Genomic DNA, 23,022 nt, shown 5'->3' with positions numbered 1-23,022 from the left:
ATAATCCATCATGATTATGTTAATTAATTATTATCACAATTGTAGAAGGTTATCATCATATTAAGCACTTTTAAAATTTTTCTTTCAAGCATTTAACATTTACCTTTGAATCTTGCAATAGAGTTTGCTTTGCAATCAGTATCAACTAATTTAGATAGTACATATTATGGCCGGAAATACCTTTGGAACCATATTTAGGGTAAGCACTTTTGGGGAATCTCACGGAAAAGCAATAGGCGGAGTTATTGATGGGTGTCCATCCGGAATTGAATTGGATTTAAAAGCGATACAACACGATTTAAATCGTCGTAAGCCAGGCCAATCTGCAATAGTTACGCAACGGAAGGAGCCTGATGAAGTAGAATTTTTCTCTGGTATCTTCGAAGGTAAAACAACGGGTACACCTATTGGTTTTGCTATACATAATACCAATCATAAATCACAGGATTACGGTCATATTAAAGATTCTTATAGACCCTCTCATGCTGATTATGTTTACGATAAAAAATATGGCTTTAGAGATTATCGTGGTGGCGGTAGAAGTTCTGCAAGAGAAACAGCTAGTAGAGTAGTGGCAGGGGCCATTGCAAAGCAGTTTTTGAAAGGTATAGAAATACAGGCTTTTGTTTCTCAAGTGGGAGATATGAGGTTAGATAAAGACTATAAAGATTTAGATTTAAGCCTAACGGAATCTAATGTTGTTAGGTGTCCAGACCCAGAAATGGCAATGAAGATGGAAGAGTACATAAAATCCATTAAAAAAGAAGGGGATACCATTGGTGGTATTATAACCTGTGTGGCAAAAAATGTACCGATTGGTTTAGGAGAACCTGTATTTGATAAACTTCATGCAGAATTGGGTAAAGCTATGTTATCGATTAATGCAGTAAAGGGTTTTGAATATGGCAGTGGTTTCGAAGGAGTAAAGATGAAAGGTAGCGATCATAATGACCAATTTAATAGCGATGGTTCTACCAAAACCAATTATAGTGGAGGTATACAAGGTGGTATAAGTAATGGAATGGATATCTATTTTAATGTTGCATTTAAACCAGTAGCTACCGTAATACAAGGCTATGAAACTATAGATAAAGAAGGTAATAAAGTTCAGGCTCAAGGTAAGGGAAGACATGATCCTTGTGTTGTACCTAGAGCAGTGCCAATCGTTGAAGCAATGACCGCAATGGTTTTAGCGGATTATGCCTTACTCAATAGAACCATTAAATTATAAGGTTCCTTTCTAGTACTTTTCCTGTCAAAATACTATCTTACTTCCCTAAACTATATGTTATATGAGGAAGCTTGAGTTGCATTGGCAAATTCTAATAGGTATGTTGGCGGGTGTTCTATTTGCTTTGGCAATGGTTCAATTCGAATGGGGACCAAAACTTATTTCAGATTGGATAAAGCCTTTTGGTAATATTTTCATCAATTCCTTAAAACTTATTGCTGTACCTCTAATCTTAGCTTCATTGATAAAAGGAGTATCTGACCTTAAGGATATTTCCAAATTATCTCAAATGGGAGGTCGTACCATTGGTATTTACATAGCTACTACCGTAATTGCTGTTACTATAGGTTTAGGAGTTGTAAACATCGTAAAACCTGGTGCTTCAATTAGTGAGGCTACCCGTACCGAACTAGTGGATAATTATAAAAGTGATGCCGAAGCCATTAAATCCAAAGCTGATAAACAACAAGAAGCGGGCCCTTTACAGGCGTTAGAAGATTTAGTGCCTAGTAATATTTTTCAAGCGGCTTCAGATAACGGAAATATGTTGCAGGTCATCTTCTTCGCTATATTCTTCGGTATTGGTTTAATACTTATCCCTGAGGAACATTCAACTCCGGTTAAAAAGTTTTTTGATGGATTTAATGAAGTTATTCTAAAAATGATAGACCTTATAATGTTAGCGGCACCATTTGGTGTCTTTGCATTATTGGCTGCCTTAGTCGTAGAGTCACCTAGTTTAGATTTGTTTAAAGCTTTAGCATGGTATGCATTCTGTGTTGTACTAGGACTAACTTTAATGTTAGGGGTATATCTGCTATTGGTTTGGGTTTTTACGAAAACAACACCTAACACTTTTATGAAGGGAATGTCACCTGCTCAACTATTAGCGTTTTCAACAAGTTCGAGTGCGGCAACCTTACCAGTAACGATGGAAAGGGTAGAAGAGCATTTAGGAGTCGACGAGGAAGTAACTAGTTTTGTACTACCGATTGGGGCTACTATTAATATGGATGGTACTAGTTTATATCAAGCTATAGCGGCGGTTTTTATTGCTCAAGCCTTTGGTATGGATTTAAGCTTATCTGCTCAGTTAGGTATAATTGTAACGGCTACATTGGCATCTATTGGTAGTGCGGCAGTTCCTGGGGCAGGAATGGTTATGTTGGTGATTGTATTGGCACAAGCCGGAATTCCTGAAGCAGGCTTGGCTCTGATTTTTGCGGTAGATAGACCATTAGATATGTGCCGTACGGTTATAAACGTTTCGGGTGATGCAGCCGTCTCTATGATGGTGGCAAAATCGGTAGGTAAGTTAGGTAAGCCTAAAGTTAGAAATTGGGATGATAATTACCATAAGAAAGACTAGCACTGTGCTCTATAAGCTTTTCTAATTATTGTTAGACAATAAATTCTTACTTAAATTTAGGGTTCATTTATTAAATCATGTTATGTTAAATTAAAAATTTAAATAATTTTATTTAAATAACTGAATTTAAATATATTATATAATTTTTAAAAGTGAAATTTTTAAGGTTTAAAAATTTGATTTCTTTTTTGATTTGCTCTTTTTTGCATTTAGCGTATCCGCACCTTCAGTAGCGTCCTTAAAATTCAAATCATCATCAACAACTCCTTGATATGCTTTAATCCAGGCATTTCTAAAGATGCGAGAAACAGTTGGCCAAATTTTCGTCTTAACACTATTCAAATCACCTTCAATAGGGATTTTGGTAGCTAAGGTGTCTTGCTTATGATTTTTAAGTATGAATTTGAAAAAACCTACGAATCCTTCCCATAAGGTTTTTAAGAAACCATCATCTTTCCCGATGAGTCTGGCGTTTTCAAGAATTGGTTTAAAAGAACCTTTTAAATAACCGTCAGCAATAGCTAATTCACCAAATAGGTCAAATGAGCCTTCATCAAAATCGATTCCTGCATAATAATTTGTAAAATCATTAAGTGCTTTGGCTTCGGCGTTTTCCAAGCTAAATGATATATCCATATCCGGAATTTCCTTAACCAAATTCATATCTCCTTTAAGTACTACGTTACCATTACCAATTGAAGTGGCCGTTGCATGAATATTTGAAGGTAAGGTTCTGGTTTTCTCTATAACATTTCTAAGATTTGATGCCGCAAGATTGACATTTGATAAATTCAAATCAATATCAGGATCTGCTTGTAATTGTAAAAAAGCGAATTTACCTTTCTCAATAGTTAGTTGGTTAATATCAATAGGAACCAAATTAGTAAGCGCTTTAGACCAATCTTCGGTATTTGCTTGTCCAGTGGTGTCCTGTTGGTCTTCAAACACATAAATAATGGTTGGTTCGTGCATTTTGATTTCGCTAACTATTTTTCCATGAATCAAGGCTTTCCACTCAATAGAAATTTCCGTCTTTTTAAAATCTAAGAACGGTACTTCGCTGTTGGCATTGACAGTATTCAGATACATATCATTAATAGTGTATGCACCGCTAATGATTGATAAATCTATATCATCGACTTGGCCATAATAGCCAGGTATGTCGGCTAAAACATTGTTTACATAACTCTTAACGATGTAGGGTAGGGCAATGCGTATTAATATAAGTGAAGAAATAATTATAACAGGAAGTAAATATCTCTTTTTTTTATATCGTTTTCTTTTTACCTGGTCCATATTATTCAACATTGAGGAGTCAATAGTTGATAATATATACCAATAATTTTATGTTAAGAGGTGTGAAAATGGTTAGGGGTAAAAGTATTGTGCATTGTGTTAAAATGAATTCACATCTTCACAAAAATTCGAAACTTAGATGAATTTATTTTTTAATTCTTGGGTAGGAATCATGCAGGATTCTTTTTTTCCATACCATTTATAGCGATTCTTTGCAACAAAATCGTATACGATATTTCTAAAAGACTCTGGTAGCCATAGTAAAATAGAGGAAAGTGTTCGTAATCCTTTTAAATTTTTACCTATTTCTAGTGCAGCGGTAGATTTGGTGTAATAAGCGACATTGGGTTCTATGAAAATTATGGAATCAATATTTTCTGTATCGATATTTCTTTCAGTCAGTAACCTTTTACCAGCTTCACTTTGTAAGGCAGTAAATCTGAATAAATCATCTTTATCTTTTTTAATGACAAACTGAACGGTAGTGTTGCAAAGATTACAAACGCCATCAAAAAGAATTATTTTCTTGTTATTTTCCACGGATTAAAGATACAATGGGTATATATTAAAACTTGCAACTTTATAATGTATTTAAGAAAGTAGTCAAATCGGTATCCTTATCCAGATTAAGTTTCTTTTTTAAACGATACTTAGATTTTAAAATACTGTCTGGTAGAACGTTTAATGTAGCCGCAATCTCTTTAGTTGTGAGATTCATTCGTAGAAAAGCTGCCAACCGAATTTCCTTTTCCGTAATATCGGCATATATGGACTTTAACTTGTTGTCAAAATTATTATGCACATCAGCAAAATAACTTTTAAAGATTTCCCAATCTTTATCTTCAGCATGTTGTTTTTTAAGCAACATGACAATACGTCTAAACTCAACTTTAAACTTTTCAGGAGAACTACGTAAACCTTCTAAATTCTCCCTTAGTTCTTGAATGAAAGTATTCTTTTGTACTAAATGAAGCGTTTGCGAAGTGAGTTCCTTTTTTTTATGTGCAATTTCTTGTTTGTAAATTTCCTCTTGCTTCTCGCGTTCCACCTTATTTTTCTTCATACGTTGACGGAAACCAAATACTAGAAGTCCAGATAGTGCTAGGGCAGAGGTCATGCCGCCAGCATAGAGTCCTTTTTTTAGGTTATCAGCTCTTCCTTTTTCATTCAAGGCTTTAATTTCTTCTTCTTGAAGTGCAATTTCGACTTCCTTTTTTTCGGTTTCGAAAATAGTTCGCATCTCTTCTATTTGTTGAGATTTTTTAATAGTGTATATACTGTCCTTTAAGTTATTATAAAGTACAAAATCTTCTAAGGATTTTTTGTATTCCTTTAGTTCCTGAAAAGACTTTGACCGATGAAAATATGCATATGAAGCTTGTGGGATTGCCCCAATGCTATCTGAAATAATAATAGCTTTTTCAAAAAAGGGAATAGCACGATTGGGTTGGTTCGCCTTGTTATAGAAAACACCTAAACTAATATATGCTTCGTTAACTTCCGTCGGGTTTTCCATTTGACCATATACTTCAACCGCTTTATTAAGGCTTTGCAGCGCTTCTTGATTACGATTCAAGTTATTATAGGCATTACCCAATATATTATGTGCACTTGCTTCTGTTAATTGAAATTCATTTTCTTTTGCAATTTCAATACATCGCAAAAGATACTTTAAGGCCTCAGTTGGCTTGTTTTGCAATACCATATTTTCACCCATAATTTTTAGGACATCACTTTCCCAAAGTAAATCCTTAAACTCATTATAGACCTTTAAAGCTTGTTTTAGGTATACAAAGCTTTGTTCGTAGTTTTCCAACTTCATTTCTGTTTGGCCTAAGGCGTTGTATGCGTCAGCCTCAAACAGTGGGTCTTTAGTCTTTTCTTTATATAACTCAAGTGATCTTAACTGATTTTTCAATGCCAAATTGTATTGGCCTCTTTTCACCATAATATCTGAAAGTGCGTGATATGTAGACCCAATATATTTGAAGTCAATTTCCCTTGCGTTCTTAATTGTATCTCTATTTTTGAAAATAGCAATATTTTGATTTAAGTATTCTTCTGCTTTATTAAAATTATTTTTCTTGTTATATAATACCGCAAGACCCATATTTACGGTCAGAATGCCTCTTATATTTTGTAATCGGGTTGCTATGTCTAAGGATGCTTTTTTATAGTATAAGGCAGAATCTAGTTGGTCTTTATTTAAAAAATAAAAACTCAAATTATTGTAAGCTTGACCCAAGCCACGCTCATGCATAATTTGTTTAGATATAGAAACTGCTTCCTTGGCATATTTATAAGATTCCTCAGGATTAGTAAAACTTAAATTCTGATAGATTAATGAGCCTAGAGTTACTTTGGTAGTATCATTGACATGATTATTATATTCAGTAACTAAACTATCAAGGTTCTTATATTCTTGCGAGTGTAGATCGATGCATAGACAAAAACCAATTAATAAAAATATTTTGGAAACGGTTTTCATAAGATCTTTTGTTTAGATGAATTCATTTTCTAGCTTCTTATACCAAGATACCTATTATATCTTTTCCCTTAACAGTCAGCATTTTAGCGTTAAAATTTCTTGTCCATAGAAAACCTACGAATTAACAAAAGTTATTTCTTGAAAATATTCTGTTAAACGCCGTATGTGCTCATGTTGGCTGTTTTTCTTTAAACATCTAATATTAGGTATGTCCATATGCAAATCAAGTTAAATCCATTCAAGTTGTCCATACTTTGTCCATGCCTAAAATTAGTTAAGGGCTTGTTTTGATTCTAGTTTCGAAGTGTTGAATCTTTTAAATCAAAGAAATTATGAAAACAAAGCAATCAATTTTAAAGTATGTAGGTGTAATGGGGTTATGCCTATTATTGAGTATGAGTTGTAGTACAGAGGAGGATCCAATTAGCCCTGACCAACCAAACCCGGAAGAAACGGAAGGTTTCAATGCGCTACTATCCAATCTTAATGAGTTTTCACAAGATGAGGAATCGCCAAAAGAATTGTTAGATGAGGAAAACCCAGAACAAGATGACGTATCACCCAATCTTGAGTGTGTTGTAAAACGCTACAAAGCTTCTCCCGGCTACGATGAGATGTTGGCGTTAGATCCGACATCTGATGTAATTTATCCTGCAGGTATGTTGAAAGGAGAATCGATTCCTACTGGAGCGTATATTGGAATTAATGGAGGAAGGGCGCCGGTAACACTTTCTGTTTCTTTAGAGAATATAAATGGTAAGTCTTCCGTAACGATCGATGACCCTAAGCTTTCAACAGTGAGAGAAGGTATAAATTCAATTTTGCAACAGGGAGTAACTGGTTCAACACCCGCTAGATTGAATTTCGAAACGAAGGAAGTATATTCCGAAGAGCACTTAAATTTAGCATTAGGTGCTAATTACCGCGGGAAGAACGCTAATATCTCAGCTTCTTTTGATTTTAGTAGCTCTAGCTACAAATACAAGTACCTCATAAAATATATTCAGGTTTACTATACAATCGATATGGATTTACCCCCTAATGATAATCCTGGGTCACTTTTTACAGCGCTTCCTGAACTAAATGCTACTAGTCCGGTAATAGTTTCCTCAGTAAAATATGGTCGAATGGTATTATATACCGTGGAATCTAACTATAAAGAAACCGATATTCATTCTGCCTTTAGTGCTTCTTTTAATTCAGCTGACGCAGATGGTAATGCGGACTACCAAACGATGCTGAGTGAATCTAGTATTAAAGCTACTGTAATTGGTGGATCTGGAGCAGATGCTGCAAAAGTCGTTTCTGGTCCAAGCGGCATTCATGAATATATCACCAATGGCGGTGACTACACCGCTGATTCGCCTGCTGCTCCTTTATCATATACGTTACGCTATATAAAAAATGATTTTCCTATTTCAAAAGTGGTGTTGGCAAGTGAATATCCAATAAGAACCTGCGAAGAAGCGTATCAAAAGTATGCCTTTGAATTACATGGATTCAGAGGGGTGAGAAATGATAATGAAGGTGATTCTCAGTTAGAATTATTCGGGAAAATGACCGCAACGATTTTTCAAAACGGAGTTAATAAAGGAGACGAGAAGTGGGAAAAAACGGCAGGGCAAGATTTTAGTACGGAGAAGGATAAATTTTATGAGATTGATCAAACTATAGAAGTCGAATTAAAAAGTCCAAATACGAATGACGACTATATCAGGCTTTATGGAACTTTCACAGAAATAGATTTATTTAATGATGATTTTTATGGCGAGGAAACGAAGGATATCAAATTAAAAGATGTTAAGTGGAATAAAGATGATGGTTATACTAGAATTGACCTAGAGGATGATCCAGGTAGTGAAATGCGAATCTATTTTCATGTCTGGAGAATTTACTAGATGAATTAGAGTTAGTTAATGCAGTCGGTATCTAAAGTTGTAGGTTCAACAACTTGGGTATCGGCTGTTGTTTTATCAAAAACAAATATCTTATTTGACCTATTTAAGAAACGGCTGATACCCCCAAATAATCAAATCAATATTTTGAACACATTCAGATATTGCTATATGATTAAATGGTCTTTTTAGAGACGCTTACATAGCTTAAGGTGTTTATTTAAGCCTTGTATATCGTATACGATTTATTATAATAATCTGGTAACCAAAATAATAAGATATTATTTCTTTTTTTCTACCATTTCTAACTGATCCACACTAACATTGGTAGTGAAAATTCCATAATTAACTATTGCCTTGCCCTTTTCTAGATTATCAATACTACCAACAGCCTTCCCATCTAGCATTCGAACACGGTCACCAATGTTAAAAACAGGACGCGGTTTGTTCTTTTCTTTATGAATGGCTTTTTTCTTTTCTACTATCTTTTTCTCGCGAATGACTTTTACCTCCTGTTGCACCTCTTGGGTTACTTTAACCTTTTTAGCACGTTCGGCTTTAGCTTGATTAGCGGTTTTCTTCTTTCGCTTGCTGTTTTCAGTTTCTACAATACGAAGAAGTTCAGACACCAAAGGTCTTTTCTTATTATCCTGAAAGTACTTATCTGCCGCGATATTCACTTTATTGCCTAATAATATCATGCGCTGGTCATGATCATAGAGTTCTTGGTAATTCTCTAATTTAGACTTTACCTTGGCATTCAATTTTTCTAATCGCTCATTCTCTTCTCGTGCTTTTACCTCCTCCTCCTTCAATCTAGAGCCAGTTTCAGCCATTTTGCTACGTTCTTTCTGTAGCTTGGCTATGGTTGCATCAAAACGAACCTTGCCGCGCTCTATCTTCTTCTTAGCCTTGTTGATAAGCGAGTAAGGTATACCGTTCTTCTGAGCAACTTCAAACGTAAACGAACTACCGGCCTGACCCAATATCAATTGAAACGTGGGCTCTAATGTTTTACCATTAAAAAGCATATTAGCATTGGTTACATGTGGTAATTCATTAGCCAGTGCTTTTAGATTGGCGTAGTGGGTAGTAATAACCCCATAAGAACCTCTTTCATAGAAGACTTCCAAAAACGCTTCTGCCAAAGCACCTCCCAATTCAGGGTCACTACCGGTACCAAACTCATCAATCAGAAATAAAGTTTGAGCATCGCAGCGTTTTAAGAATTGGTTCATGTTCTTTAGTCGATAACTGTATGTACTTAAATGATTTTCAATACTTTGGTTGTCTCCTATATCTGTTAAAATCTTTTTGAAAAAACAAACTTCGCTGCGTTCGTGAACAGGAATTAAAAGTCCACTTTGCAACATCACTTGCAGCAATCCTATTGTTTTCAGTGTTATACTTTTACCACCAGCATTGGGTCCGGAAATAACAATTATTCTATTTTCTTGGTGTAATTCTATGGTCTGTGGAAATGTCTTTTCCCCTTTGCGTTTATTATTTAGAAAAAGTAATGGGTGAAAAGCATCTCGTAGATATAGACGATTGTTATGGTTTATTTTAGGTAATAGACCGTCTATATCTTCCGCGTATTTAGCTTTTGCCGCTATAACATCCACTTGAGTTAAATATTCTTGATAGTCTCTTAAAAGCGCTCTAAATGGTCTTATTTGGTTTGTAAGTTGCTTAAGAATACGTTGAACTTCTTCTTTTTCCTCAAATTCTAAATTATTGAGTTCACGACTATACTTGAGAGCTGCCTCTGGTTCAATATATACTATGCTGCCCGTCTTTGAAGTGCCCATGACAGCTCCTTTCACTTTTTTACGGTGCATTGCTTTAACTGCTAAAACTCTTCTGTTTTCTACAACAGATTCTCTAATTTCGTCTAAGTAGTCTGAAGCTTGATAGGTATTTAATGCGGAAGCGAAACTTTGAGTGATTTTGCCACGTACCTGGTTTATTTGCCTACGGATACTAAATAATGAATCGGAAGCATTGTCTTTAACCTCTCCGAAACGGTCAATAACGTTGTTGATTAAGTCTGGAATTTGTGTGTTAGGTTCCAGTCTAAAAACGAAATCATTAAAAAGTGGATAGTATTCTTTGAATTTTTTAAAGAATTTATGATGAAGTGCTACAGTGGTGCAAATACTGGCAATACGCTTAAAACCTTGTAGTTCTAATGTGGTATTTTCTATTTTTAAAAGTCTAAGGTCGGTATTTATACTATCAAAACCATGATTGGGTATACGGTTCTCACTAATAAGCGAAGAAAGGTATTCTGCGGTTTTACCGAGTTCTAATCTAATAACTTCATCTGTAGTAAAAGGTGCAATATCCAATGCAGCCTCTTTACCCAATTCTGTATGGCAACGAGCAGATACTTGTTTTAATACCGATGGAAATTCTAGATCTTGTAATGTTTTGGAATGTATGTTGGCCACGTTCTATTTTTATAAGCCGCAAAGGTACGGATTGAGGCTCATATGAGGAATATGGGATTACACCGAAAACTTCAAAAGATATCTCCTTATGAAAAATAGAATATTTAAATAATATTAGATTTCTAATCAACCAATTCAACTCAAAATTCAGTTTAACCATGATTAGAATATTTAAGAATGCTAATTTTGTTTAGCTCAATCATTAATTCTAGTATTTATGAACATAGCGATGCCGACAAATTGGAAAGAACTTTTAAAACCGGAATTTGAAAAGCCATATTTTCAAGAACTTTCTCAGTTTGTTAAGAAAGAATATGAGGTGCATACGTGTTACCCGGAAAGCGCTAATATATTTTCAGCTTTTGAGCATTGTTCGTTTGAAGAAGTTAAAGTGGTAATTATAGGCCAGGATCCTTATCATGGTCTAGATCAAGCTAACGGGTTGTGCTTTTCGGTCAAAGATGGTATAAAGCATCCGCCTTCACTTGTAAATATTTTTAAGGAAGTACATACAGATTTAGGAAAGCCTTATCCTGAAAGTGGCAATTTAGAAAGATGGGCAGAACAAGGAGTACTGTTGATGAATGCTACGCTTACAGTACGGGCACATGAACCAGGTAGCCATCAAAAACAAGGATGGGAAAAATTTACCGATGCAGTAATATCAAAATTGTCGGAGGAAAGAACTGATATTGTATTTATGTTGTGGGGTGGCTACGCTAAGAAAAAGGTAAAACTAATCAATTCAAAGAGGCATCATATTCTAACATCGGGACATCCTTCTCCTTTGAGCGCTAATCGAGGGTATTGGTTTGGGAACAAACATTTTTCAACTTGCAACAAAATATTGAACGATTTAGGCAATAAATCTATTATTTGGTAAGTTAGTTAGTTAGATTTTCTCTAATTTTAGAAGAGAATTTATTTGGGCAGTACAAATACACTCATAACTAACAAAAAATAAATGAGCAATTTAGATAGATTGAATTCGATATTATTAGTAGATGATGATGAGGCAAGCAACTTTTTGCATTCAATTTTCATTAACAAACTTGATTTAGATGTAGCAGTTAATTCTGCGCTGAATGGTCAAGAAGCATTAGATTTTATCTTGGGTAAAGGCCAAGATGAATTAGAATTGCCATGTATGGTGATGTTAGATTTAAGAATGCCTATTATGGACGGATGGCAGTTCATGAAAGCGTACGAAGAATTAGTTCCGAAAAAATTGAAAGAACAAATCACCATAGTTCTAGTTACTATTAGTGATAATCAAGAAGATAAGGATAGAGCGGTAACAAATGAATTCATTGCCGATTTCTCTCAAAAACCATTATCTGATGATACTTTTAAGCAGTTGATTCAAAAGCATTTCAGTCTAGCTACTATTTAAATCAATTTAAAATTTTAGATACAGGAATGGATTTATCAATTAAATCTAATTCTTTTAAAGTGTCTTGTACTTTTAGTAACATAGTTTCAGGAAGTTGTTTTTGACTCCATTCGGTAATATGTAGCCAATCTTGAATATCCTCTAGTTTTTGATGATACTTATTTGCTAACGTAGCATCTATTCGAGGTATCTGCTTAAATTCCGTGGTATAGGTATTGATGATTTCTTGAATATGTTTTACCAGGGTCATATTTTCTGATAAAAATTCATCGGTTCCTACTAAGACAAAACATGGCCAAGGAGTCGGACAATTACCTAGGTGTCTGAAAATACCGCTATCAACCAATGGTTTGGTGGTAAATCGTTCCCACATAAAATAGTCTGCTTTAGCAGTAGTTAAACTTTCTATTGCACCGTCTAAATTGTTGACTAAATTGAATTTTAGTTTTTCTGTTTCCCAGCCCATTTGTTTGGCTTGAACATAGGCCATAAGATGACTACCACTACCAAAACGACTAATTGCAGCTGTTGTTCCTTTTAATTCGTTCAGTGATTTATAAGTGCTATTGGCATCTACATGAATACCCCAAAGCAGGGGAGAGGCAATATATTCCTGAATAATCTTTACCTGATTACCCTCTGTAATGCTTTTCACAATACCCTCAGTTAGTATTATGGCTAAATCTGTTTCTTTTTGATTTAGAAGCTCACACATTTTACCGGTACCTTCAGGTATATCCGTCCAGCTTAACTTTATCCCTCTGTCTTCAAAAGCACCTTCATCAATGGCCAAGTGCCAAGGTAAATTGAAATGTTCGGGTACACCTATAATTTTAACGGTTTTCATTTAGTTTAGTTTTGAGATAGTCATAAATAGCGTATTGCGAACGTATAGGTTCATCTTGGTCACTAAAATCTACTTTCTTATTGGAATTTTCTAAGTCTAAAACTCTTGCTTTTTGATTATCATTGAGTTGAAGGTTTAAAATATGTTTTAATTCATTAAAAATATCGGTATCAAGTATTGGCACAAGCACTTCTATACGTCTGTCTAAATTTCGTGTCATCCAATCTGCAGAACCAATATACATTAACTCATCGCCACCGTTTTCAAAAAGATAGATTCTACCATGTTCTAAATAGCGGTCTATAATACTAGTGATGTAAATATTATCTTTCATTGATACATTAGGATCGTCGCTAGCTTTTAGATAGCAACAGAAACCCCTAACGATAAGTCGAACATCAACACCGGCATTTACAGCTCTATAAAGTGCATAAATCATATCAGCATCTTCTAGGCTATTCATTTTGGCAGTTATACCTGCTTTTTTACCGTTTACTGCTGCATTTATTTCATTTTGAATAAGATTTAGGAAAGTAATACGGGTAGTAAAAGGCGATACTAATAATCGCTTAAGTTTTGGTACAATTAGTTTTCGTTCTAATACTTCAAAGACCTGTTTTAAGTCTTTCGTTATTTTTTTGTTAGCTGTAAACAGTCCGTGATCACAATAAATGGTAGAAGTCTTTGCGTTAAAGTTGCCTGTGCCTATATAAGCATATCTTCTAATCTTGTCTTCTTCTTTTCTAAATACCATTGCAACTTTTGAATGGACTTTTACTTGAGGTATACTAAAAATAACCTTGGCGCCTTTCTCTTCAAAAATACGGCCCCACATAATATTGTTTGCTTCATCAAAACGAGCTTGCGCTTCAACGAATAGGGTAACTTTTTTCTTATTATTTAAGGCAGTTAAAAGTGCATCGGCTAAAGCAGATGACTTAGCAATGCGATAAATAGTCATTTTAATTTCAACTACCTTAGGGTCGGTAGCCGCACTTGTAAGAAAATTTTCAATTACATCGAACTTTTGATACGGAAAATGTACCAATTGGTCTTTTTTTGAAATTGATTCAAATATATTATTGGAATATGATAATTCAGGATGATTTAATGCCGGCTTTGGCTCGTATTGGAGCCGTTCTGTATTTTCAGGAAATGGAAATGTGAAAAAATCAGATAGGTTATGATACTTACCTCCAGGAGATAAATCTACATCCCCTAAATTAAGATCCTTTTTTAAACTAGACAATAACCATTTTGGCATTTGGTAATCATATAAAAGTCGAGTTGGTTGACCTGATTTTCTTTTACCTAATGATTTATATATTTTTTCGACAAGCTCTACATCAGAGTAATCATCTTCCAAATAAAGTTCAGCATCTCTCGAAATTTTTATGGAATAACAATCAATACTTTCTTTCTGCGGAAAAAGCTTATGTACTGATAAACGAACTACATCATCTAAATAACAATATTGATGGCCTTTACCGGGTATTCTAATAAATCGTTCTTTTTCATCTGTCGGTAACTTTACAATACTATAGCTTTTATCAGCATGGCTTGTTACCAAATATAAAGCGCTATCGGTTAGCTTAATATTATTTGTTTCAGGATATACTTGACAGTATTCTTTGATGTTAGTATCAAACCAATTACTAAGAAAAACCTTCTGTTCTTCGTTAAAATCAGCTACGCTTCTTATAAATATATTTTCTTTTTCTAATTCTACTAATATAGATGCAATGACTTTCCCAAACTGAACTTGTTGTTTGTCGACGGTCTTTAATATTTGTTTTAAGGTGCTATTGGCCTTGAACATTAACTTCTTACGAAGGTTTTTATCCAGCTGTTTTATTTGTCGTAGTCCAGAAACACGGACTTTAAAATATTCGTCTAAATTAGAAGAAAAAATAGCTAAGAATTTTAATCTTTCTAGTAGGGGAGTTTCTTTATTTTCTGCTTCTAATAATACACGTTCATTAAAGTAGAGCCAATTAATATCTCTATGCTTTAAATTGTTCTTTTTCATAATCAGCTTTCGGTAAAAATAAGAAGTACTATACTAAGATTGTTCTAAATGTATGTTAAGCCAATCGGCCTAAACAGAACAGAATAAGATTGTCTACTGATTTTGCCGGATTATTAGAAAATTCGCCAGTTGATCTATTTGCTAAAATGCAATTCATTGAAACAGCTTCATGACCCAATAGAAGAGAAAGGGCATAAATACCAGAAGTTTCCATTTCTAAATTGGTTAATGAGAGTCCATCATTCTTAAATGAAGATAATTTTTCCATCAATTCCATTTGACTTGGTTTAAGTCTCAATTGACGCTGTTGTGGCCCGTAGAAGCCTGTGTTTGTTGCTGTAAATCCTAATCGTATACGATTATCTCTAAATACTTCTCCTAGTTTTTCAGAATAGGAAAGTACATAGGGTCGTGCCTTGTTCTTATCCCAAGAAGTATACGCTATAAATGCATCCTCAATTTGAGAATGGTTGATATTCTCATGTTCGTAGAAATGTAAAAGTCCGTCGAAACCCATGGCATATTCACTCATTAAAAAAGAATCTACTGGAATATCTGGTTGAATGGATCCACTGGTACCAATTCGAATGATTCTTAATTGAGTATGATTTTTCTTTACCGTTCTGGTCTTAAAATCGATGTTAACAAGTGCATCTAATTCGTTGATGACAATATCTATATTGTCTGTTCCTATTCCGGTTGAAATCACAGAAATTCTTTTTCCGTTCTTATGACCAGTATGGGTAATAAACTCTCGTTTTCCTTTCTTTATTTCTACACTATCAAAATGACCAGATACTTGGCTAACCCTATCAGGGTCACCTACGGTTATTATGGTGGTGGCTAAATCTTCGGGAAGTAAATTAAGATGGTATATACTTCCATCCTCATTTATAATGAGTTCAGCAGGCTTTAATTGCATGCTATAACTTTAAAATTCGGTTAGATTCGGTGTTGTAAAGAAAATTGTATTTTAATGCACCTCCTAAATACACATCATTATCCTGAATACAGGAATAATAACTGGTTTTGCCTTCTAATATTTCTTTTCCCTTTTTGGATAAACGAACAGGGTTTAAACTTGTAATCAAAGGTTTTAGGCGGGTTATTGCTCTATCGTATTGTGTATCGGCAAAACCTAAGTTTCCTTGATTTTTAAGAATAACCTCCATAAATTCCTTTTTCGATTTAGGTTTTTCATTCAAAGCTAATCGTAGTATTGTATTTTCCATGTCATTAAGACCGTTAGAAATACTTGGAAACCTTTTTAAATGAGATTTGACGGCATCACCTAAATAATCAAACTGATAATCTTTAAAATCGGTTAAATTCTCTAAACGAATAGGGTTATTACTACAATATAACTGCCAAACATAGTCGGCATACTCAGCATCGTCTTGTGTTAATATTTTTTTCTTATTGTAAAGATTCAATAACTGTTCGTCCGTAAGCTCGTTAAGGCTATATAATTTATCCGAATCATCTTCTTTACCACTACAAACTAATGAAATTTGAGCGTATTTTCGATGTGTCAGTAACCAGCTAATTACCGCTAACATGTTCACTTGACAGAATAAGTCGTATTCAAACCATAATACGATATGGTCTTGTTGCTTGTGGCTACATAGAGATCGATATTCTTTCAAGGTTTTTTCAATAAACCAAGATTTTGAAACCTTATAGTTTTTATGTAAAAATTCGAACCTTGCCTTCCAGAACGATTCAGTTCCTACGGTGGGTAGAGTTTTGCCTTCACATAGCATCTCATTCCATGTGATAACATCGCCTTCGAGGTTTAATTTCTGGAGACGTTGGGTAAAATTATCCCCATTGGTAATGTGTAAAAGAGAACTCATACCAGCTTAATTTAGTTTGATTGGTTTAAAAATAATACTTATAACAACGTTATAAAATAATTTAACAGAAAACAAATGGAAGTTTAAATATAGAAGATTTGTTTGTCTTACCCTCCAACACGCTTAACCTTAAAGCCTTTATCCTGCAAAATAACCATGATTTTATCGCGATAATCGCCTTGAATTATGATTCTATCATCTTTAAAACTACCTCCAACACTTAGTTTAGTCTTTAATTCTTTGGCCAACTTCTTAAAATCTTCATCAGCACCAGTGTACCCTTCTAAAATAGTAATGGGTTTTCCCTTCCGTTTTTCATACTTGCATATGATAGGGTCATCTTGTAACCAAATTTTATTTTCAGGTTCTTTTTCTGATGGAATTTCCTTTGATTCATGATCAGGAAAAAGATTCTTTAGTTGGTCTTGTAGGTCCATGAGTTTAAATTAAAAAAGTGAATACCCTAAAATTAATGAAAACCCGCCAAATTCAGAAGATAAATCATCGTCAGTCACATTTGCGAATACTTCTCTTTTTCCAAGATATCGTGCCTCAATACTATATTTATTAGATATATCTATTCCAAATCCCAAAGCTGGGCTAATATTTAATCCAAATTCAATTCTAGGTTTAATTATATTAATATTTGGATAAGTAAGGCTAGAATTAAAGGGGAGATCTGCCAAAATCGAAGCATTTAAAAAAACTTTTACTGATTTAGATAAAAAAATATAATGTCTTATCCCAATAGGTAGTTCAATAGAAGAGTATTTTACCTCTGCATTATATGTTACACTATTAAAATTGGTTGTGGTTTGTGATGTGGTTTCATTTGAATACTTTTGATATGTTGGCTCAATTATAATTGACCATTTATTTTTATTGAAAGGTAAAATTGCTTCTATTTCAGTTCCAACACTTACACTGTTTTGTGCTCCGAAATTCGCATTAAATGCTTGAGCTCCGGTTGATTTAACTTCATAAGAAGTGTTGTTTAATCTAGGCCTAATCTTAAAATTTAATTTAATTTTATTTGTTGAGGCAGTCACAATATAGTTAGAGGGGTCATTACATGAATTATAATCATCAAATATTTTCTTCAATGATTTCTCGTCGTAAGATAAATTTTTTATACGACTATCTACGACATCATCACATATTAATAAATTCAATATTTGTTGCCTAAACTCATTGTTTTCCGCAACATGAATATTCTCTTTTTTATACCTTTTGTAAACTAATTGAAGAGGTTCTTCATTATTAATAGAATAAAAAAACCGATTTAAATTGCCATCTTCATAATGATATAAATTAGCCGATCCAAAAACGAGTTCTTTTAAAAATAATTGTTCTTTATCGAAATTAACATCTCTTGAGCCATCTAATTCTGAAACTTTGTTAGAAGACCTATTGATATTTACGTTTGCTCTAATATATTTAAAGCCTTTATCGACCCTAAATTCTTTAATACTTAAAATATTCCTTGTGCTAATTCCGCCTAAAGTTGTTGTTTTATATTGGAAAGAGGTTGGGTTGTTTTTCCAATCTATATTTTTAATAAGACAGTCGGTCTTTTGACCGCTATTGTCAATAAAATAGCCCTTTTCAAAGGTTATTTGTCCAAAAGTTGATGTACATGTGGAAATTAAAAACAGAAAGAAAATAGTGTAATTTAAGTAGGAATTTTTCATGAAGGATTTATTTAAAAGAAATAGAACGGAAAATTCCTACTTAAATTATTTAGGTTTCCGACTACTTTTTTATCAATCCTAATTCAATTAAGCGCTCATGCAGAAATTCGCCTGCAGTAATATCGGTATATAATTTAGGATGCTCCTCATCAATACAGTTTTCTAAACAATTAAGGGGCATTTCACTTACCGGATGCATGAAAAACGGAACAGAATATCTTGAAGTTCCCCAAAGCTCTTTTGGCGGGTTTACTACTTGATGTATGGTAGATAATAACTTGTTATTGGTTAAACGCGAAAGCATATCGCCTACATTAATCATCAATTGATCAGGCTTGGCAATAGCATCGACCCATTCCCCTTCATGATTTTTAACTTGTAGTCCTTTACCATGAGCGCCCATCAATAAGGTAATGAGGTTAATATCACCATGTGCTGCAGCTCTCACAGCGTTTTTAGGCTCTGAGGTAATCGGTGGGTAATGTATTGGGCGAAGAATTGAATTACCATTCTTAATGAAATCGTCGAAGTAGAATTCATCCAAATTTAAATGTAACGCCAACGCACGTAAGACATATTTTGCTGTTTTTTCTAGCATTTTATACGTCTCTTCGCCAACTGTGTTAAATTTTGGCAGTTCTTTTACAATAACATTATCTGGGTATTCTTTTTCTAATTCAGCATTGTCTTTTACATACTGTCCGAAATGCCAGAATTCTTTTAAATCACCTTCTTTTCTTCCTTTGGCATGTTCTTTTCCAAATGAAGTATATCCACGTTGACCTCCAATACCTTCTATTTGATAACCATCTTTTACATCTTCAGGTAAATCAAAGAACTCTTTAATTTCCGAGTATAAAGAATCAACCAATTCATCTGATAGAAAATGTCCGCCTAAGGCTACGAATCCAATTTCTTCAAAGGCTTTACCAATTTCATCAATAAACTTTTGTTTTCTTTTTGGATCATCCGAAATAAAATCTGACAAATCAACACTAGGTACCAAGCTCATAATATTATGGATTTTATGTAAAATTAATAATTATTACGGATTTACAAGCAGTGTTATAAATGTTACTTGATGAATGCATTTTTGTTACATTTATATTTTATTAGCAAAATACATCGCCTTTATGGATTATAATCAATTTCAAGTAACTGAGGATATTAAGGTAACCCTTTTTAGATCAATGCTAAAACCCCGTATGATAGAGGAAAAGATGTTGATTCTTTTACGACAGGGTAAAGTCTCTAAATGGTTTAGTGGTATTGGGCAAGAAGCTATTTCGGTAGGGGTAACCAGTGCTTTAAATAATGATGAGTATATTTTGCCAATGCATAGAAATTTAGGGGTATTCACCACTAGAGATATACCACTGTATCGCCTTTTTACACAATGGCAGGGCAAAGCAAGTGGTTTTACACAAGGGCGCGATCGAAGTTTTCACTTCGGTACGCAAGAATTCAAAATCATAGGAATGATTTCACACTTAGGACCGCAATTAGGCGTAGCAGATGGTATTGCCCTTGCTCATAAATTACGAAGTGAGAAAAGAGTAACCGCTGTGTTTACGGGTGAAGGAGCCACTAGTGAAGGTGATTTTCATGAAGCTTTAAATGTTGCTGCGGTTTGGGATTTGCCTGTTCTGTTTTGTATCGAAAATAATGGATATGGTTTATCTACTCCTACCAACGAACAATTTAAGTGTGAAAACCTGGTCGATAAAGGAAAGGGTTATGGTATGGAATCTCATATTATTGATGGTAATAATATTTTAGAGGTGTATACAAAGGTGTCTGAATTAATGGAGGATATGCGAAATAATCCACGACCGGTTTTACTAGAGTTTAAAACCTTTCGTATGCGCGGGCATGAGGAAGCAAGTGGAACTAAATATGTGCCACAGGAACTTTTAGAGGCTTGGGCAGAGAAGGATCCCTTGGAAAATTTCATCTCATTTTTAAAGGAAGAAAAAATACTTACAGACGATATCATTAATACGGTCAGAGCTGAAATTCAAGCTGAAATCGATGAACATTTACAAATAGCTTATTCAGAAGAGTCAATTATACCTAATGAAAGTAAAGAATTAAGTGAGGTATATCAAAAATTTGATTACAAAGAAGTTGCTCCGAGTATACATACTACAAATATAAGGTTAGTTGATGCCATTTCAGACGGTTTACGACTGTCGATGAAGAAATATAACAACCTTGTAATTATGGGTCAGGATGTTGCTGAGTATGGTGGAGTCTTTAAAATAACAGAAGGTTTTATTGACGACTTTGGTAAGGAACGTGTACGTAATACTCCAATATGTGAATCGGCAATTGTATCGGCTGCAATGGGGTTGTCAATAAATGGAATGAAAGCAGTCATGGAAATGCAATTTGCTGATTTTGCAAGTAGCGGCTTTAATCCTATAGTGAATTATTTGGCCAAAAGTTTTTACCGTTGGGGTGAAAAGGCAGATGTTGTTATACGTATGCCATGCGGCGGCGGGGTAGCGGCGGGTCCGTTTCATTCTCAAACTAATGAAGCTTGGTTTACCAAGACTCCTGGGTTAAAAGTGGTATACCCAGCTTTTCCTTACGATGCAAAGGGTTTATTAGCAACTGCAATAGAAGACCCTAACCCTGTACTATTTTTTGAGCATAAAGGATTGTATAGAAGTATGTATCAAGAAGTACCTGTTAATTATTATACATTACCCTTTGGTAAGGCAGGTCTTCTTCGTGAAGGTTCTATAGTTACCATAGTAACTTATGGAGCAGGTGTTCATTGGGCATTGGAAACATTGGACAATAATTCTAACATTAACGCCGATTTATTGGACTTGCGAACTTTGCAACCACTAGATATTGAAGCAATTTATGAATCTGTTAAAAAGACCGGTAAACTTATCATACTGCAAGAAGATAGTTTATTTGGAGGTATCGCCAGTGATATTTCAGCCTTAGTAATGGAAAATTGTTTTGAATATTTGGACGGACCTATTAGAAGAGTTGGTAGTTTGGAGACCCCAATACCGTTTAATTCACTATTAGAACAACAATATCTTTCTAAATCTAGATTTGAATCTTCCTTATTAGAACTAATTGCCTATTAGGTGTTTCCGTTAACATATTTGTTAAAAGAGCCAATAGCCCATATACTTTAAGCGCATCTTTGCGTTATAGATTGGAATGAAATGGATGTTAATCCATCCAAAAAGTAAGAATTAACGTATATAAAATCAAACCTAATAAATTTACTTATGAAAAAAATGATTTGGCTATTTAGTATTGTTCTTTTAGCATCCTCTTGTTCTGTGTCAAAAGATGCACGTGGAAAAAGAAACTTATTAAGCGGAACTTGGACATTGAACAATGTAGCTTTTGAAGGCAATACTGGTAATGTAAAAGCAGTTTTATTTAATGATGTAGAAGATATTTGCCTTGAAGGCAGTGAGTGGTTCTTTCGTGACAATAACAGTACGGGTAGATATACTATTAGTCCGTCAACCTTATGTAATGGTGGAGACCGTTTCATTAGATGGTCTGTTGTAGAGCGTGAAGAGAATTATACAAGTCAATTACAGTTTAAATTTATCAATGAAAAAAATCAGGATATTTCTGGTGGGGCGGGATACCGTTTAAATATTGAAACTTTAACTGAATACGCAATGATCTTGAAATCTAACGTTATGGTAGATGGTACTGCGGTAAACGTAGTATATGAATTCAGTAAAAAATAATAATCTACTTTAAAATTAAATTTAAGTTTATGAAAACAATGATAATACGTAAAACTAGTTACATAATCGCTCTTGCCATGGTAATGAGCTGTAGTACGGTTAAAAACGCAAATAAAACTCAAAAAGGTGCTGTTATAGGTGCTGCAGGTGGTGCCGTGATTGGTGGCGTTTTGGGTAATAACGTCGGTAGTGGTAATAATACTGCACTTGGTGCAATTTTAGGTGCTGCTATAGGTGGTGCCGCTGGTGGTTATATTGGTAATAAAATGGACCGTCAGGCTGAACGTATCGAAGAAGAAATTCCTGGTGCAGAAGTAAAAAGAGTTGGTGAAGGTATCAATGTTACGTTCAATGAAGATGCTGGTGTTTATTTCGCTACTAATAAATCGAATGTTCAAGGTACTTCTGCTACTACATTAGACAAATTGGCTGGTATATTTAAAGAATATCCAAATTCAAATGTTTTAGTTGAAGGTCATACTGATAGTGCAGGTGCCGATGAATACAATCTGAATTTATCAAAGCAAAGAGCGGAGTCGGTTACTAATTATTTAATTAGTAAAGGTATTGCTTCGAATCGTTTCGATACCAAATGGTATGGCGAAACGCAACCAGTAGGTGATAACACAACTACAGACGGTAAAGCAAAAAATAGAAGAGTTGAATTGGCAATTGTTGCTAGTGAGGCATTAAAACAAGAAGCACAGACACAGACTAATTAATAGAAACTATTTTTT

19 protein-coding genes are annotated in these 23,022 nt (G+C 34.3%); 8 read left to right on the top strand and 11 right to left on the bottom strand.

What is annotated here, in order from left to right; all coding sequences use genetic code 11:
• Window positions 1-166: 166 nt before the first annotated feature.
• Complete coding sequence (gene aroC, locus AAC084_RS04275; RefSeq protein ID WP_339837371.1) at window positions 167-1,231, top strand: chorismate synthase; 1,065 nt, start codon at window positions 167-169, stop codon at window positions 1,229-1,231.
• 61 nt (window positions 1,232-1,292) lie between these two features.
• Window positions 1,293-2,600, top strand: a complete 1,308-nt coding sequence (locus AAC084_RS04270) for a dicarboxylate/amino acid:cation symporter (RefSeq protein WP_339837368.1) — start codon at window positions 1,293-1,295, stop codon at window positions 2,598-2,600.
• Window positions 2,601-2,768: 168 nt separating this feature from the next.
• Here AAC084_RS04270 and AAC084_RS04265 read toward each other — a convergent pair whose 3' ends face one another.
• The 3 genes from AAC084_RS04265 to AAC084_RS04255 all read right to left on the bottom strand — a co-directional run bounded on the left by AAC084_RS04265 (window position 2,769) and on the right by AAC084_RS04255 (window position 6,384).
• On the bottom strand, window positions 2,769-3,896 hold the full coding sequence (locus AAC084_RS04265) for a DUF748 domain-containing protein (protein WP_339837365.1): 1,128 nt from the start codon (window positions 3,894-3,896) through the stop codon (window positions 2,769-2,771).
• Window positions 3,897-4,031: 135 nt separating this feature from the next.
• Window positions 4,032-4,436 carry a DUF393 domain-containing protein gene (locus AAC084_RS04260; protein ID WP_339837362.1) on the bottom strand — a complete coding sequence of 135 codons (405 nt, stop codon included), beginning with the start codon at window positions 4,434-4,436 and terminating at the stop codon, window positions 4,032-4,034.
• Between the two features lie 40 nt (window positions 4,437-4,476).
• Window positions 4,477-6,384 (bottom strand): tetratricopeptide repeat protein, encoded by a 1,908-nt coding sequence (locus AAC084_RS04255; protein WP_339837359.1) that lies wholly within the window; start codon window positions 6,382-6,384, stop codon window positions 4,477-4,479.
• A 332-nt stretch (window positions 6,385-6,716) separates the two neighbouring features.
• Between AAC084_RS04255 and AAC084_RS04250 the strand changes: the two genes are divergently transcribed.
• Window positions 6,717-8,282, top strand: a complete 1,566-nt coding sequence (locus AAC084_RS04250; RefSeq protein ID WP_339837355.1) for a thiol-activated cytolysin family protein — start codon at window positions 6,717-6,719, stop codon at window positions 8,280-8,282.
• Window positions 8,283-8,560: 278 nt separating this feature from the next.
• On the opposite strand, the gene AAC084_RS04245 is transcribed toward AAC084_RS04250, so the two are convergent.
• Window positions 8,561-10,732 carry a DNA mismatch repair protein MutS gene (locus AAC084_RS04245; protein ID WP_339837352.1) on the bottom strand — a complete coding sequence of 724 codons (2,172 nt, stop codon included), beginning with the start codon at window positions 10,730-10,732 and terminating at the stop codon, window positions 8,561-8,563.
• 217 nt (window positions 10,733-10,949) lie between these two features.
• Here AAC084_RS04245 and AAC084_RS04240 point away from each other — a divergent pair, with 217 nt between their 5' ends.
• On the top strand, window positions 10,950-11,615 hold the full coding sequence (locus tag AAC084_RS04240; RefSeq protein WP_339837349.1) for a uracil-DNA glycosylase: 666 nt from the start codon (window positions 10,950-10,952) through the stop codon (window positions 11,613-11,615).
• A gap of 81 nt (window positions 11,616-11,696) precedes the next feature.
• A complete protein-coding gene (locus AAC084_RS04235) occupies window positions 11,697-12,125 on the top strand; it encodes a response regulator (protein WP_339837346.1) in 429 nt (142 codons plus the stop codon).
• Window position 12,126: 1 nt separating this feature from the next.
• On the opposite strand, the gene AAC084_RS04230 is transcribed toward AAC084_RS04235, so the two are convergent.
• The 7 genes from AAC084_RS04230 to AAC084_RS04200 all read right to left on the bottom strand — a co-directional run bounded on the left by AAC084_RS04230 (window position 12,127) and on the right by AAC084_RS04200 (window position 19,560).
• Window positions 12,127-12,972, bottom strand: coding sequence for a substrate-binding domain-containing protein (locus tag AAC084_RS04230; protein WP_339837344.1), 846 nt, complete (start codon window positions 12,970-12,972; stop codon window positions 12,127-12,129).
• The gene (ppk1, locus tag AAC084_RS04225; protein WP_339837342.1) at window positions 12,959-15,001 is read right to left on the bottom strand and encodes a polyphosphate kinase 1; all 2,043 of its coding nucleotides are present in this window, start codon (window positions 14,999-15,001) and stop codon (window positions 12,959-12,961) included. The genes AAC084_RS04230 and ppk1 overlap by 14 nt, the downstream gene beginning before the upstream one ends.
• Window positions 15,002-15,056: 55 nt before the next feature.
• A complete protein-coding gene (locus AAC084_RS04220; RefSeq protein WP_339837339.1) occupies window positions 15,057-15,923 on the bottom strand; it encodes a nucleoside phosphorylase in 867 nt (288 codons plus the stop codon).
• Between the two features lies 1 nt (window position 15,924).
• Window positions 15,925-16,857, bottom strand: a complete 933-nt coding sequence (locus AAC084_RS04215) for a DUF1835 domain-containing protein (RefSeq protein ID WP_339837336.1) — start codon at window positions 16,855-16,857, stop codon at window positions 15,925-15,927.
• Between the two features lie 107 nt (window positions 16,858-16,964).
• The gene (locus AAC084_RS04210; RefSeq protein ID WP_339837333.1) at window positions 16,965-17,294 is read right to left on the bottom strand and encodes a translation initiation factor; all 330 of its coding nucleotides are present in this window, start codon (window positions 17,292-17,294) and stop codon (window positions 16,965-16,967) included.
• A gap of 9 nt (window positions 17,295-17,303) precedes the next feature.
• Window positions 17,304-18,548: an outer membrane beta-barrel protein gene (locus AAC084_RS04205; protein ID WP_339837331.1), complete on the bottom strand. Its 1,245-nt coding sequence runs from the start codon at window positions 18,546-18,548 to the stop codon at window positions 17,304-17,306.
• 61 nt (window positions 18,549-18,609) lie between these two features.
• Window positions 18,610-19,560 (bottom strand): 2-oxoglutarate and iron-dependent oxygenase domain-containing protein, encoded by a 951-nt coding sequence (locus tag AAC084_RS04200; protein WP_339837327.1) that lies wholly within the window; start codon window positions 19,558-19,560, stop codon window positions 18,610-18,612.
• Between the two features lie 121 nt (window positions 19,561-19,681).
• On the opposite strand from AAC084_RS04200, the gene AAC084_RS04195 reads away from it, so the two are divergent.
• The 3 genes from AAC084_RS04195 to AAC084_RS04185 all read left to right on the top strand — a co-directional run bounded on the left by AAC084_RS04195 (window position 19,682) and on the right by AAC084_RS04185 (window position 23,007).
• Window positions 19,682-21,658 (top strand): dehydrogenase E1 component subunit alpha/beta, encoded by a 1,977-nt coding sequence (locus tag AAC084_RS04195; RefSeq protein WP_339837324.1) that lies wholly within the window; start codon window positions 19,682-19,684, stop codon window positions 21,656-21,658.
• A gap of 147 nt (window positions 21,659-21,805) precedes the next feature.
• Window positions 21,806-22,285 (top strand): hypothetical protein, encoded by a 480-nt coding sequence (locus AAC084_RS04190; RefSeq protein WP_339837322.1) that lies wholly within the window; start codon window positions 21,806-21,808, stop codon window positions 22,283-22,285.
• 29 nt (window positions 22,286-22,314) lie between these two features.
• Window positions 22,315-23,007: an OmpA family protein gene (locus AAC084_RS04185; protein ID WP_339837320.1), complete on the top strand. Its 693-nt coding sequence runs from the start codon at window positions 22,315-22,317 to the stop codon at window positions 23,005-23,007.
• Window positions 23,008-23,022 lie beyond the last annotated feature (15 nt).

The organism is uncultured Maribacter sp. (assembly GCF_963977385.1).
GTDB lineage: Bacteria > Bacteroidota > Bacteroidia > Flavobacteriales > Flavobacteriaceae > Maribacter.
Note: the sequence above shows the minus strand (reverse complement) of the source record. Positions and strands in the feature narration are given on the sequence as shown.